The 15,267-nt window shown below is 45.1% G+C and carries 11 protein-coding genes and 1 pseudogene; 9 read left to right on the forward strand and 3 right to left on the reverse strand.

Going from position 1 to position 15,267, the window contains the following annotated elements; translation table 11 throughout:
• Positions 1-79 precede the first annotated feature (79 nt).
• The 8 genes from spoIVB to RQP50_RS07105 all read left to right on the forward strand — a co-directional run bounded on the left by spoIVB (position 80) and on the right by RQP50_RS07105 (position 12,347).
• Entirely contained in the window at positions 80-1,546 is a 1,467-nt protein-coding gene (gene spoIVB / locus RQP50_RS07070) for a SpoIVB peptidase (protein ID WP_072727900.1), read from the forward strand.
• A 127-nt stretch (positions 1,547-1,673) separates the two neighbouring features.
• Complete coding sequence (spo0A, locus tag RQP50_RS07075) at positions 1,674-2,498, forward strand: sporulation transcription factor Spo0A (RefSeq protein WP_021252968.1); 825 nt, start codon at positions 1,674-1,676, stop codon at positions 2,496-2,498.
• 319 nt (positions 2,499-2,817) lie between these two features.
• Positions 2,818-3,636: an SHOCT domain-containing protein gene (locus RQP50_RS07080; protein ID WP_072727901.1), complete on the forward strand. Its 819-nt coding sequence runs from the start codon at positions 2,818-2,820 to the stop codon at positions 3,634-3,636.
• A gap of 204 nt (positions 3,637-3,840) precedes the next feature.
• Positions 3,841-4,527: a response regulator transcription factor gene (locus tag RQP50_RS07085; RefSeq protein WP_083544929.1), complete on the forward strand. Its 687-nt coding sequence runs from the start codon at positions 3,841-3,843 to the stop codon at positions 4,525-4,527.
• The gene (locus tag RQP50_RS07090; RefSeq protein WP_072727902.1) at positions 4,520-5,887 is read left to right on the forward strand and encodes a sensor histidine kinase; all 1,368 of its coding nucleotides are present in this window, start codon (positions 4,520-4,522) and stop codon (positions 5,885-5,887) included. The genes RQP50_RS07085 and RQP50_RS07090 overlap by 8 nt, the downstream gene beginning before the upstream one ends.
• 215 nt (positions 5,888-6,102) lie before the next feature.
• Positions 6,103-9,216: an efflux RND transporter permease subunit gene (locus RQP50_RS07095; RefSeq protein WP_315744269.1), complete on the forward strand. Its 3,114-nt coding sequence runs from the start codon at positions 6,103-6,105 to the stop codon at positions 9,214-9,216.
• Positions 9,213-10,475, forward strand: a complete 1,263-nt coding sequence (locus RQP50_RS07100; protein WP_072727904.1) for an efflux RND transporter periplasmic adaptor subunit — start codon at positions 9,213-9,215, stop codon at positions 10,473-10,475. The genes RQP50_RS07095 and RQP50_RS07100 overlap by 4 nt, the downstream gene beginning before the upstream one ends.
• A 15-nt stretch (positions 10,476-10,490) precedes the next feature.
• Positions 10,491-12,347, forward strand: a complete 1,857-nt coding sequence (locus tag RQP50_RS07105; RefSeq protein WP_072727905.1) for a DUF4352 domain-containing protein — start codon at positions 10,491-10,493, stop codon at positions 12,345-12,347.
• 150 nt (positions 12,348-12,497) lie between these two features.
• Here the strand turns inward: RQP50_RS07105 and RQP50_RS07110 are convergent, their stop codons facing one another.
• Positions 12,498-12,803, reverse strand: coding sequence for a hypothetical protein (locus tag RQP50_RS07110; protein ID WP_315744271.1), 306 nt, complete (start codon positions 12,801-12,803; stop codon positions 12,498-12,500).
• Positions 12,804-12,819: 16 nt separating this feature from the next.
• On the reverse strand, positions 12,820-12,945 hold the full coding sequence (locus tag RQP50_RS07115) for a hypothetical protein (RefSeq protein WP_260612150.1): 126 nt from the start codon (positions 12,943-12,945) through the stop codon (positions 12,820-12,822).
• A 213-nt stretch (positions 12,946-13,158) separates the two neighbouring features.
• Between RQP50_RS07115 and RQP50_RS07120 the strand changes: the two are divergent.
• Positions 13,159-14,313 (forward strand): annotated as a pseudogene (locus tag RQP50_RS07120) (VanZ family protein); the annotation flags it as partial.
• A 494-nt stretch (positions 14,314-14,807) separates the two neighbouring features.
• Here RQP50_RS07120 and RQP50_RS07125 read toward each other — a convergent pair.
• On the reverse strand, positions 14,808-15,143 hold the full coding sequence (locus RQP50_RS07125; protein WP_072727907.1) for a DUF2627 domain-containing protein: 336 nt from the start codon (positions 15,141-15,143) through the stop codon (positions 14,808-14,810).
• Between the last annotated feature and the right edge of the window lie 124 nt (positions 15,144-15,267).

A 15,267-nucleotide genomic window follows, 5' to 3' on the forward strand; every position in this document is an offset into this window, starting at 1 on the left:
GCCGGGGATACCTTAAAGTTACGAAATGGGCACGTCTCTTTTCGTCAAGCTTCCGTCTAACAAAGGAGTGTGACCACCTTTGAACCCCAACGTCAAACGACTGCTTGGCCTAATGCTCGTCATTCTTGTATGCTTAAGCACTACAACAGCAACCTTTCGCACGTATGCGGCGCTGCCGAATCAACTGAGGTTATTTGAAGGACAGCAAACGAAGCTTGATCTCGTGATGCCTGTTCAGGCTTCAGCGACGGTAGATCGACCGGATATTTTGCGTGTGAACGGCGAGAATCGACCTACATTCCAATTATCACCGAATCGTCCAATTTCATTACAGTCAGCCCAATCAGGTCAAGCAGAGCTGAAATTGAAGCTGTTCGGAGGCATTCCACTCAAGACATTGAAAGTGAATGTAGTTCCGAATTTGCGTGTCATTCCCGGAGGCCAAACGATTGGCGTCAAAGTCAAATCAGCAGGCATCCTTGTTGTCGGCCATCATCTTGTGAAGGTTGAGGGAGAACGCAAAGTATCTCCAGGTGAAGAAGCAGGTGTTCGCCTTGGTGATCTCATTACGAGTATGAACGGAAATCGATTGAATGATGTAAGCAAGGTTGCGGATATCGTGAAGCAGGCTGGCGAGAACAAACGTCCACTTGATCTTGTAATTCGGCGCGGCGATACTGAAGTGAAAGCTCAGTTGACCCCCGCGTACGATCAGGAGGACAAAACGTGGCGGCTAGGCTTGTACATCCGAGATTCAGCAGCCGGAGTAGGAACTTTGACGTTCTATGCTCCAGACCAAGGAGTGTATGGGGCGCTTGGACATATCATTACGGATATGGACACGCAGACTCCGATCGTGGTGGGGCAAGGTGAAATTGTCCAGTCCCATGTAACTTCCATTTCGAAAAGTCAAAATGGAGAACCAGGTGAAAAACGTGCTCAATTTGTGAAGGAAAGCCGTGTTTTAGGCAATATTGAACGTAATACGCCATTTGGCATTTTTGGTAAGATGGTATCGAATCCAGAACATAGTGTATATAAAGAACCGATTCCTGTTGCATTCCGCGAAGAGGTTAAGGTGGGACCTGCCGAAATGCTGACCGTGGTGAATGGTCAACAAGTGGAACGATACAAGATTGAAGTCGTCCATGTTACGAAGCAATCAGCACCTGCAACCAAAGGGATGGTTATCCGCATAACAGATCCGCGGCTGCTGCAAAAAACCGGAGGCATTGTGCAAGGGATGAGCGGCAGTCCGATTATTCAAGATGGCAAATTGATTGGTGCAGTTACGCATGTGTTCGTCAATGATCCAAGCTCAGGCTATGGATGCTTTATCGAATGGATGCTGCAGGATGCTGGTGTTGTCCTGGCTTCGCCTCAGTCAATGAATGAACAAGGGAAGGTTCACGTTCAACGTGATCCTTCTTTTTCTTTTACATCACGACGATCGCATCAATCTTCAGGATATGTCGAATCGATACGAATGAATACGAAATCTGTTGGATCGTTGGACAAATCATTAATTATAATAGAAAAATTTTAAAAAATAAAGAAAAAAAGTTTTCGACAGAAGGAATTTCATCTTTGATGTCGAATAACATGATCTGGAAGCGATAAACACCAAACCGGTTACTATCGTGTGCGAAACTTTGACAAGGGAGGATCCCAAGTTGCAAAAGATCGAAATATTGTTAGCGGACGACAACAGAGAATTTACAAATTTGTTGGCTGATTTCTTATCCGAACAAGACGACATGGTCGTTACTGGTGTTGCCTATAATGGCGAAGAGGTGCTCCAATTCCTTGAGCAGACGAGAGCGGTGCCTGACGTGCTCATTCTCGATATTATTATGCCTCATTTGGATGGTTTGGGTGTACTTGAGCGCTTGCGCAATATGGACTTGTCCCCGCAACCGAAGATCATTATGCTCACAGCCTTCGGCCAAGAGAGCATTACGCAACGTGCGGTTCAACTTGGCGCATCCTATTACATATTGAAGCCTTTCGATATGGACATTTTGGCGAATCGTATTAGACAGCTGGCAGGTGTTGCATCCAATGCTTCGGTAACTGGAGGATCTGCTAGTAACTTAATGACATCATCTGTATCGAAGTCGAATGTCGTACCGCTTGGCAAATCCAAAAACTTAGACGCGAATATCACGTCTATCATACATGAAATCGGTGTTCCTGCGCATATTAAGGGGTACCAGTACTTGCGCGAAGCAATCACGATGGTGTACAACAATATCGAAATTTTGGGCTCCATCACGAAAACGCTGTATCCAGCGATCGCGGAGAAGTACAAAACGACACCCAGCCGCGTTGAGCGCGCGATCCGCCATGCGATTGAAGTTGCATGGACTCGCGGCAACATCGACAGCATTAGCCGTCTATTTGGCTACACAATCAACATCAGTAAGTCGAAGCCAACTAACTCCGAGTTCATCGCGATGGTCGCTGATAAGCTGAGAATCGAGCATAAGGTTTCTTAGGAATCATTGCTGTGGATTTTGCGGCGAGATTTTATTTTTTCGTTGTATTTAACGGTAAACATCAAAATAAATAGCGGAGCACTATCAATAAATAAGCGTCGATCCTAATCGGATGGCGCTTATTTATTCTTGTTATATCATCTATTATATGGGGAATAAACATAATATAGTAAAATTAGATCGAAGATGATTCATTATTTTCTCCGAAACCCCCTTATTTTGTTAGATTTACCTTGATTATCATTGAATGTTGATGCATAACATGCAATAGTATTAAAATCAAATATCAGCATAGAGATTGTAAGAAGGGGAGAGAGTCTTGGTCGGTTTACTTAAATTTACTTTCATCTTCACATTGCCAATATCAATAGTTTGTCTATTATTGCTTTTTTTCGGTAATCATCATGATGTTCCTTTTTCTTTTTATGTAATAACTTTTGCTTCTGTGCTAATACCTATTTTTAGCAGATTTAAATGGAGGCAGCTTGAAGCAGCGGAAATCGATAATAATCGCACTATTACAACTACAGTATTAAATCGGGCACCTGAATTTAAAGCTTCTCATCATTTCGAATCGGTGGGCGCAGAAATGTCATTACTCGTTGATGAAAAACAACAACAAATATGCTTCTGCCATAAAAACAGTTTTAGACCTCAAATATACAACTACCGAGATATCGTAAAGTCTGAATTGCTTCTTGATGAGAACAATATCTCAACGATGCATAGAGATCACTGTGGTCATGATAATGGAGGGGGACACTCTTTACTAGGCTATAGATGTAATAGACGTATCAAAAAAATTGAGTTGAGCATCATAGTAGATGATATGTATCAACCCGTGTATAAAATTAAATTTCTTAACGATGGTTATGGGCTTCTTGAGAATGAATCTGAATATAAAAGGGCTTTTGAAGAGGCATATCAATGTCATCAGCTAATTAATGTGTTAATGAAACGTGGATTAGACTCCGTTAAGCCAAATGAGACCGTAAAGTCGACAGGGACTACAACTGTAATAGAGCCAACGTCTACAGTATTAGTGGCTGATGAGCTTCGCAAGCTTTCTCAATTGAAGGATGAGGGCGTTATAAGTCAAGAGGAATTCGATGCCCAAAAGAAGAAATTAATTGGTTAGTTTAAAATACATAAAGTCATATTGAAATAAAAAAATCATTATAATTTACAATAAAGCACAATCGTAAGAGAGAATAAGTGTCGACCGTACAGGGAGACGCTTATTTTTTTTGATAGATTTTAAGGTAATGATGGAAGATGGGATGGTGATATATTACAATTAACTTATTGAAAAATGTTCCAAACCAAAGGAGAAACCCTGCACATGAGAACGATATTGGTCGCAGACGACGATGAAAATATAGTGGAACTGATAGGATTATATCTCCGAGCAGAAGGATTTCACGTTATTGAAGCACGGGATGGGGTGGAGGCGCTACGGTACATGGATGCGGAGCGAGTCGATCTTGTCATTTTAGATATAATGATGCCGAATATGGATGGGTGGGAGCTGTGCGAGGAGCTGCGCCGTTCACATCCTGATTTGCCTATCCTTATGGCTACAGCCAAAGGGGAGCCCGGGCAGAAGGTAAGAGGATTCCAATTGGGAACGGACGATTATATAACGAAGCCATTCGATCCAGTGGAGCTGGTGATGCGCGTCAAAGCACTGCTTCGGCGTTACCGAATTGCATTCTCGCAGGTTGTGCAGCTTGGCCCGCTGCGTTTGGATCGAAGCAGTTATAAAGTAATGATGGAGGATGACGACTCTGTCATTACACTGCCACTGAAGGAATTTGAACTCTTGTTTAAGCTTGCGAGTTGCCCTGGGCAGATCTTAACGAGGGAACAGCTCATACAGGATATATGGGGGATGGACTATACAGGGGACGACCGAACCGTTGACGTACATATTAAGCGGCTCCGTGAACGATTTTCCAACTACTCGGAGATCTTTAATATTGTGACTGCTCGCAGCCTCGGATATCGAATTGAGGTATGTCATGATTAAGACCCTGTACGTTCAAGTGGTGCTTACGTTCATATTAGCAATTATTATCGGCATTATTGCCGCCTTTTCTGTGTCGGGGTTGTTGTTTCAGAAGGAAATGGAAGAAGTGTCGTACCGTCAATTGATGAATCTTGGTGATGACTTGGCTCGTCTGCGTACATCGATGTCAGCATCTCAATTTAAGGATTACGTGATGTCGTTGAAGGCACTTACGATGTATGAGGTTCGGATATTGAATAGTGATGGAGACACTGTTATTCACCACAATGCGAAAGAACGGGCAGGTTACCCCATTAAGGCAGAACAGCTGAAGAAGGTGCTGGAAGGGGAGCGGATTCGTGCAATTGCGGACAATGATGAACAAGAGCCGATTATCGGGATCCCTATACAGATCGGTAACGAGCGTCAGGCTTTATTTTTGCAAATGTCGATTAGCGGTTTGGATGTAATCGGCCGATTTATTACAATGGTTCTCGTCGTCGTGCTTGTTGTTGGCAGCTTATGTTTCCTGATCGCTGCCCGATTTGTTGTATTGCCGGTTAAGCGAATGACTGCAGCTACGAGGAAGATGGCAAAAGGGGATTTCTCGGCAGAGCTGCGCATGAGGAGAAGAGATGAGATTGGCGAGCTGGCGAATAGCTTCAATCAAATGGCTAAAGAGCTGAACCAGCTTGAGCAGATGAGGCAGGATTTCGTCTCCAATGTATCGCATGAAATCCAGTCCCCTCTAACCTCAATCATAGGATTCACTAAAGCTCTAAAATCGAATGTCATTCCGGAACAGCAGCGGGAGAGATATCTGCACATTATTTTAACGGAAAGTGAGCGATTATCTCGGGTAAGCGATAACCTGCTCCAGCTGGCCTCTCTGGAGTCGGATCATCATCCGATGAACATGAGAGCTTACGCGCTCGATGAGCAGCTTCGGAGAATTGTAGTAGCCTGCGAGCCGCAATGGAAAGACAAGACGCTGCATATGGATTTGCAGTTGACTCCTATAACGATTGTCGCGGACGAAGATCTGCTTAGCCATGTTTGGATGAATATAATCGGCAACAGCATGAAGTTTACGCCGAACAATGGGACAATTACCATTTCGTTAACGAACCAGCCGACAGGGTGGACGCAAGTGACGATTACCGATACCGGAATAGGTATCCCTGATCAAGAGCTAACTCGGGTATTTGAGCGGTTTTATAAAGTTGATCGGTCAAGGCGTAGAGATGGAAATGGAAGTGGTTTGGGACTGGCAATTGTCAATAAAGTCATAGCGCTCCATCAAGGGACAGTCACAATTGCGAGCCGTACTGGGGAAGGAACGACGGTGACGATTAGACTGCGATCGCCTAATGCGATGTAAGGAATTGCAATCATGAAATTTATATATAAGAGAACGAATGGGACCATAGCCAAAGGAAAACCGCGGTTATGGTTTTTTTGTATCCACAAATTTGCAGAACATTATTGTAAAAATGTTCCTGAGTTCATACTCCGTTCATATTTCCTTGTTAGCGTATATCTCAAGCTATCGCAAGGGGACGCGGAGACGTTAAGGAGGAGGAAGAGACACACATTATGAATTCGTTGATTCGATTTTCAATGAAGAATGTGGCTGCGGTGTTCATTATCGTAGCAATGCTGTTCGGGGGAGGTATCTATGCGTCGACGGGCTTGAAAATAGACAACATGCCAGACGTTTCCATCCCGTATGTATTGGTGACTGCACAATATGCAGCACCCCCTCAGGACGTAGTGGAACAGGTTACGAAACCGATTGAGAAGAAGCTCTCCGGCATGGAAAGAATCAAGTCGATATCTTCCACATCCAGTGACCAAACAGCGTCCATTCTTATCAGGTTTGAAGAAGGGGTGGATACTGATCGGAAGAAGGCGGATATAGAAAGCTTGATCCAAGAAATAGCGTTCCCATCGGGTGTAGAACGACCGCGTGTATCCACATTTGGGGTAGCCTCCATCCCTTCCTACTATTTAGCGGTATATGGAAAAGAGGGGGTAACGCAATCTCAATTAGAGGAGCATTTCACCAAGACGATTAAGCCGGGATTTCAAGCATTACGAGGCTTGGATCATATGGACGTGATCGGTGATCGAAGTACACATCTGAGCATAGGACTCCTTCCAGATAGGCTTCGTTCCTATGGGTTAACGCCTGCTCAGGTATCAGAAGCCGTCCGCAACGCTTTGGCATCAGGTCCGGCAGGAACAGTGGAATTGGAGGGGAATACGCTGCTTGCCCGCATGAACAACGGATTAACTAGTGTCAAGCAACTAGAGGAAATTGCTGTGCAATCTCCTCAGGGGGATACGATCCGATTGACGGAGCTCGGGAAGATCACTGAGATCTCGGAATCCAAGTTCATCGCGAGGCTGGATGATCAGCCGGCTATCGGTATTTTGCTATATAAGGCGAACGGAGCTAACGCGGTTGAATTCTCTACAGGTGCCGATCGTTTGATGAGCAAGTGGGAATCAGAACTTGCAGGTGTAACCTTCAAGAAGGTCTACAATTATGCTGACGAAGTGAAGCAATCCATTGGCGGGCTTGTCCGGGAGGGATTAGTTGGTGCACTGCTTGCCTCTCTCATGATTCTGGTTTTTCTGAGAAATATGCGAATGACCTTAATCGTGCTCATATCCATTCCACTCTCCGTGCTTATTGCCCTATTGCTGATGAAATGGATGGATATCTCCCTTAATATTATGACGCTCGGCGGCATGTTTATTGCGATAGGCCGTGTGGTCGACGACAGTATTGTCGTCATTGAGAATATATATGCCAAGCTGTATCGGGCTGAGGAACGGAATGAATCCGTTATCGCGCTGGCGACGAAGGAAGTAGCCAATGCAATTACGTCATCTACGTTAACAACAGTGGGCGTATTTGCACCGATCGGCATGATCAGTGGAGCAGCGGGGCAGCTGTTCCGTCCTTTCGCAATTACATTGGCCTGTGCTTTGATGGCATCACTGCTTGTGGCCCTGACTGTTATCCCGATGCTGGCGAAGCTGCTCGTACTGAAGCAGGCTAATGTGAAGGGACATGATGCTGGAGAGCACAAGCCATCCAGAATTACGACCGGCTATCGCAAGCTCTTAGTGTGGTCCCTCAATCATCGGATCAAGACATTGTTCATCTCAATTCTGTTGTTTATCGTCACAATGGTTGCGCTTGTCCCACAGCTTGCCTTTACCTTAATGCCAGAAGGGACACCGCCGCGTCAGTTCTTCTTCACCATTAAGCTTCCTTATGAGAATTCCTTGAAGGCGACAGATAATGTGATGAAGGAGATGGAAGCGGAGCTTCGCGCTGCTAAAGACGCACAGAATAAGCCGCTGTTCACGTTCATTGAGACGCTGGTCGGGTACGCAGGCGATCCGAATGCGATGCCATACATGGCCCAAATCTATACGGAAGTAAATGAAGAGGCTAATGTGGAGCAAGTAAGACGTGAATATAAAGCCAAGCTGGAAGCATATATTCCCGCTGGATCGGAGCTGGATACACGGACATTGACAGGGGACACCAGTGCAGCGCCGGATTTTGTATATGTGTTGTCTGGTGAAGATGCAGTTCAGCTAAGAGAGGCAGCGGCAATTATCAAGCAAGAAATGATCAAATTCCCTGAGTTGTCGGAGATCAAAGATTCGTTAAGCGAAGCTTCCTCTGAAGTGGTGATCGATGTCGATCCGCGGAAAGCGAGACAATTCGGACTAACACCTGCTATCGTCCAGGGCACACTGCAGACGTGGCTGTTCCAAGATAAGATTGGCGAGTATCGGTACCAAGAAGGTCTGTTGTCCACGGTAGTAGAGACGGAGAAGGGGTTGAGTGGTGATCTGAGCGCGGTTGGACAGATTCAACTGAGAACACCGACTCAGGAAACCATTTCAGTTGCGGATATCGCTACGATTAAACGAGTGAAGTCCCCAGCTTCCATTAAGCGAGACAATCAGAAACAGGTCATCAATGTTACGGCGAAATTAAATGGACAGAACAAAGGCGGCATTAGTGCACAAGTAGCAGCCTCCTTAGATCTGATCCAGCTGCCAGACGGGGTTGGACGATCCGTGTCGGGCATAAGTGCAGATATTGGAGACAGCTTTGGACAGTTATTCATAGCAATGGCTGCGGCAGTGTTTGTCGTGTACTTGATTATGGTACTTACGTTCGGCAATGCGACTGCTCCATTTGCGATTATGTTTTCCCTGCCGTTTGCAGCTATAGGCGGTGTGCTTGGTTTGATTGTTACGAATGAATCGATTAATATTACCTCCTTAATCGGTTTCATGATGTTGATCGGCATTGTAGTGACGAATGCCATTGTGTATATCGATAAGGCGCAGCAGCTGCGAGAAGCCGGACAGGATGTAAGGAGTGCGTTGATAGAAGCGGGTATATCCCGTTTGCGGCCTATCATCATGACGGCAGGAGCAACCATTATGGCGCTGCTTCCACTTGCATTTGGATTCGGCCACGGTACGCTTATATCCCGCGGATTGGCGGTTGTTGTAATTGGCGGCTTGACGGTATCCACATTATTAACGCTTGTGGTTGTTCCAATTATGTATGATATGATAGCTCGGCGTAAAAGAAACAAGAACCAGTTTCTTGATCAACAAGGGAATGGAGCAGCGCCGCTAACAGAAGGGAAGGAGACCTCATCATGAATCAATCCCATTTACGAAGCATGAAAATACTGCTTATGTTGATGCTTGCGGGAGCGGCTGTGGGAGTGGCTGGGTGCTCTGCGTCGGATCAAGTGAATGGTCCCGAAGCGACAAGCGAACAACATTCGCAATCTACAGTTGCAGAGGTTAAGACGACCGTTGTGACCAAACAGATCATGGGGGCCGCACCTGAGATCGTCGCTGATATTGCGCCGTCAGTGACGATAGACATCGTAGCTAAGGGTAGCGGAGAAATTGTGGCAGTGGAGAAGAAGCGCGGAGATCGTGTGAAGCGCGGAGAAGTGATCGCTCGGACGGATGTGTCGCGTATTCTTTCTCAAAAGCAGCGAGCAGAGCAGGCGTTGCAGAATGCCAATAAACTGCTGGAAACTTCACATGAGACGAAACGTGTGAACAATTCGGAAACGCGAATGTCCATAACGAAGATGGAAGAGCAAATCGAAGAGCAAACAAAGGCGTTGAATAAGCTTAAAAACGGCTACGATGAAGGCACTGTAGAAAAAGCTTCTGTAGAACAGTCTGAGCTGCAACTTAAAAATACAAAGTTTGATTTGCAAGTGTTGAAAATGAAGCTGGATACAGCGGAAAGACTTGCAGAGGATGTAGGTGCAGAGGATCAAATCTCGGCAGCAGAGTTTCAATTGAAAGAGGCGCAATTTGCGATTGCAGAAGCTGAAATCAAGGCTCCTACCGATGGCGTCTTGACAGAATGGACTGTGCTTGCTGGAATGAATGTGGCTCCAGGCACGAAGATCGGACGCGTTGCCAATGTCCACACCGTTCGCGTACAGGGGAAAGTGACCGAAGACATGCTTTCTCTGCTTCATGGTAAGAAGAAGTTGCCTTTCTATGTGTCTGGCAAGCCAGAAAAAAAGTATGAGGGCTCTATTACCTATTTATCCGCAGTTATGGATATGGACACACGTACGTATGCTGTGGAGCTGTTAGTGGATAATGCCAAGCTTGAATTAAAGGCGGGGATGAAGGTTCAGGTCATTCTTGCTGGGGAGAATGAACGCAAGGTTCCTGTCGTACCAGCAACTGCTGTCGTACGTGAACAAGGCTCTGCATTTGTGTTCATCTATCAAAATGGTACGGCGATTAAGCGCTCTGTCACACTTGGCACGTTGGAGGATGCGATATATCCGGTAATTGAAGGATTGCAGGATGGAGAATCCATTATTATCTCAGGCCAGCACCAACTGAAGGACAAACAACAGGTGCGGCTTGCGAAGTAGAGGAGTTGACAAGATTTGAAACAGAAAACAATTCAGGTCGTGGCTTTTGCCGCTCTGTGCGGAATAATCATTGGGACTCTTCCGACAGAGGCGCTCGCTGCTGCCACAGATGGGAGCAAGTCAGCTAATACTGCTAATCAAACTACGCATCCTGCCAGCGCAGCGAAAGCGAAGCCAGTTCAGAAGCAGATACCGAAGGCTCAGGACTACTGGAAGAATAGGTTTGGATTACAGATTGACCTAACCAATGTGATCAATAGCGTAACGGACAAAGGGAAACAAGTTGCTGCCACCATGAAAATCAAAAATAATTCTAGCAAAAAGCTCCGTCTTCCTGATTATGAATTATATGTACTGATGGATAACAAAAAGGAATATGCGATGATATCTAGCGAGAACAGTGCTCGCGTTCTGTCTCAGGGCGAAGTGGTGGAGTGGAGGTTAATGAGTCATGTCGTCGAAGATGACATGGCGGCTCCTGTACGATTTATTTGGAAGGAAGTTAATCGAGAGGTATATCCGAAAAAGGAAACAGTCGTTGCGGTGATGGATGTCGTGCAGCCAGCATGGGAAAATGACTATACTCCAATTACCGATCCCGCCTTGATTAAGGAATGGGGGCAATCCTTCCAACTGCAAGCATTGTCGGATTCATCAATGCTTACGTATACGCCTGTAAGCATCATGAAGAGTTCAGGCAAGCCAGCGCAAGTGGCCGAGCGGTTCAAACAAAAGCTGGAGACGGTTCATGTGGTCACTTTCCGTGTCGTAAACAGGAACAATATACGCGAGAATGTCCCAGACATCAAATTGACGGCATGGTCGAACAACGATCTGTATCAGTCTACAAAACTGGGCAAGGCTCCTGAATCGCTCATGCCGGGTGAGGGCGCAACGCTGCGATACGCTGTAGAGACAGGTGCGAATACGGTGCTGACAGGATTGAAGCTATTAACCTCGGAATCGTTTCTGCCTCCTGGAGCGGCCGATCCGACCAAGGCTGCAACCTATCAAGTAGGGCGATTATATATTAACATTCCGAATCGAGGAACGAGTCAGGTTGTACCGACCGATTATAAGCTGCGGGATAAGCTGAATTTCAGCGATAGTACGGATTTATTTCCAGAGGGCTTGAATGTCTCAATGGAAGAAGAGACGCTGTTAGAGAACAAGGAAGCAGGATTCAGAGCACTTCTTCTCCGTTTCAAATTCGAGAATAAGAGCAGTTCCTCAATCACGATCCCATCCTATCAATTCGAACTGGAAGATAAGGATGGATCTCGATTTGGAGGGGAACGACTTGGTGCCAAGACGGATAAGAAATCACTGCTTCCAAGCGCTGCTGTAGTTGAATCTCACATGTTCGTGATCCCTGATGGCTCGAAGGAACCGGAGTTACTGCTGCATGTTGTCGACAACCGAGAAGAACAAACCTATCCTTTCATTGTGGATACGTTCCGTTTCAAGACGAGTTACGATAATACTGGAGACTTGCTGTTTGATATGTATCCATTCCAATTGAAAATTAATGATTGGGGCGGAAGCTGGTTGCGGGGCGGAGCTGACATGGTTCAATCGTCTTCGTATGCCTTAAGACTGAAACTGAATATTATTCGGGCGAAGCAGGTAATGAGTGAGCCGAACTTATCGAAAATCAAACTGGAGCTAACCGATCATAGCGGACGGATGCTTGGATCCAAGCTGTTCTCACTTGTTGAGGAGCCACTCTTGAGGGAAGGAGAACAGAACATCATTTTTGAGAACATTGATATGCTTGGCTTGAGTTATCCTGTCACGGTCAGCTTCTATGAAATGCTTGATACGCCATATGGACCGGTAAAGCGGTTCCTGGGTAGAGTGATAAGAAGTTAATTTTGACCAGAGATTAACTACTATGATAGGAGAGGGTTAGAGAATTATATTTTCTCTAACCCTCTTTTCTTATTGTTACAGATCGAGTAAAGGCAACATCCATTCCTTTAACCCCCGACTTGTCCACGTTTACGAATGCGAAATACAGCCCTATTCACCAAATCGTTTTAAACTTTCTAGGAAATCACCAACAGACAGCTCGCTTATTTGATTAAGCAGGTTATCCATTTGGGTTTTCTTGCGAAGAGAGCCGACCAGCAAGACCTCAACGGCTTGATCGCGGTCGACAAGAACAGATTGAACCTGCAGAGAATTGGTTAATAATGCAGCAATAACTGCAATTTGGTCAATGCTTAGTTTAGGGCAGTTGGCTTTTTTCTTATTATTATTTTTAGAGTTTCCGTTTCCATTTCCACTTGATTTTTTATTATTATTTTTTGAAAAGGACACAGCCACTCACCCTCTTATCAGATTACTCTCCAATTGTCTCTGCTGGTGCTGCCCCCGTTCCTTGAATGATCCCAAACGCATAGGCAACGAACAGAACTATGACCACAATGAGAAGTATCAGTCGTTTATTGTCATCTTCATCGGTCATGCTCATTCTCCTTGGTCACACGGTATTTTATCATGATTATTGTAATCAGGATGAGGGGGAAAGGTTCCAACAGTTCGGCCTAATCTGGCAGTAAATCATCCAGAATACTGGCTTACAAAAATGTAATGTGGCAAATACAGTGTATTTCGTTGACTTTTGATCGTCTAATCGATAAAGTTACGAATGCGACTATAGTGATAAAGAGGGTTACAGATGAACGCGTATCTATTTCCAATTAAATTTGCTTTTCTTACGTTCCCGATAGCGGCATTACTCTTGACGCTTCCTTTTTTAATCGTGCAATATCGCAAATACGGGTATGTCAATAAGGTTCGCGCTTTGGTGCTTTATTCCATGCTGCTCTATTTCATTTCTGCTTATTATTTGGTGATATTGCCGCTGCCACAAAATGTGCACAATTGTGTGGATCGGGCAGGTGCAGTATTTGAGCAGCTGCGCCCATTCCAATTCGTTCGCGATATTATGAAGGAGTCTAATGTTGAATGGTCGCATCCAACGACCTATGTACAGCTGCTGAAGGAAAGGGCCTTTTTCCAGGCCGCATTCAATGTGGTATTGACGCTGCCGCTTGGCGTATATATGCGCTACTATTTCCAACGATCGTTCTTGCAGACGACGGTTATTGCATTTCTTGTCTCATTATTTTTTGAGATTACGCAACGAACAGGCTTGTATGGGTTCTACGATTGTCCATATCGGTTGTTTGATGTAGATGACTTGATTTTGAATACTGCAGGGGGCTGTATCGGATTTTTACTGGCACCAGTATTTACATACTTCCTGCCGCGTTCACACCAGCTGGATGATCATGTCGATCTGAGCAAGAAGCCTGTTGGATTCATTCGCAGAGGAATCGCGGTGTGGCTGGATATGACATTGCTATCGATTATCATGGGTTGCATATACATTGTATACCGTACGATTGCATATGGAGACAACTATAGCAATTTCGAGCTGAGTGAATTCAATTTCTTGTATTTGGCAGCAGGTGTTTTCGTTTATTTTATACTCATACCAACGTTTACGGATGGGAAAACCTTCGGCAAATGGGTAACACGTATCCACTTGGTTCAGGACGATACAGAGGGTTCCCTTTGCAGAATTACATTTGTCGGTTTGCTGAAGCGATACGGTATATTGTATTTCGGTGTGGGTGGCATCAATTACGTACTTGGATATGTATTGAAGTTCAACGAGGCTATGGATTCGCTGGTTATGATATTGGTAGTGATTGCGTGGCTTGGTTTCAACGGTTTACTCTTCCTGCACCTCATGCTGCATCTGTTCAAGAAAGATAAGCGTCTATTTTACGAAAAAATAAGCCGAACTCGTAATGTGATTACCATCCCAGAACGAATGAGGCGAGAGATGGAAGATGAACATTATGCTCCTTCTGCGCAGGATGAATCAGTTGGTAATGAGCCTGAAATCACATCTAAACCAAACTACGATGACATCCTGAACAAAGAGCTGGTTGTTGATGACGTGACAACCTCAGTACCATCCAGTCATGAAGTGCATTCAGATGAGAAACCTGAAAATCAGGTTATGCAGGCTCCGCAGTCAACAGGGTCAGCACGTTCGAATAATGCTCGCGACTTGGTTGATCAAGAGCTGGCTCGTCTGAAGGAGAAGCTGGCGAAGAAAGAAGAATAATTACAAATAAGAAGAGCCTCTAATCATCACAACATTGTGATCATAGAGGCCCTTCTTCTTGGAATTTCGTTCATTTAAATCGAGATGCGAGCGTAAATTGGTAATAAATGCAGTATAGAACAATATCATTCGTTGTTTGACCAGAAGGTTACTCCTAATGCGCCAGCAACAATTCTTATCGTGGCTTACTCTTTGCCTTCTACTGAGCCATCCGCACTAGGACGGAAGGATTGTGGCTTGGGGCTTTTTTTTGCACGGAAACGTGCCGCTACGTAGTTACGCTTGCGGTCGCGATAAAATATCCATCCCCCTATGAAGCCCACGCCAATAATGAACAGAAGCAGACCAGCGGTGAAGGGCAGCCATTGGAATGCGGGAGCAGACAGCTTATCATTGCCATGGTCGACCACATAATCGAACACAGCATTTTTCATAAGCAGAAATCCGCTTGTCGCGGTTACGCCTGGAATAACCAGAAGCAGAACCGCAATAAATCGAGTGATAACATGTGTTTGCTTCATTATGATCTTCACCTGCTCACGTTATGTAAGTTAGCTTCATATTACCTTGATTGCGCATTCTTGTCTAATGTTTCCTCTCCTTTAGAACCAATAGGATGACAGTTGTCATGTTTGCTGCGCAAAG

The organism is Paenibacillus suaedae, from assembly GCF_032337355.1.
Lineage (GTDB): Bacteria > Bacillota > Bacilli > Paenibacillales > Paenibacillaceae > Paenibacillus_B > Paenibacillus_B suaedae.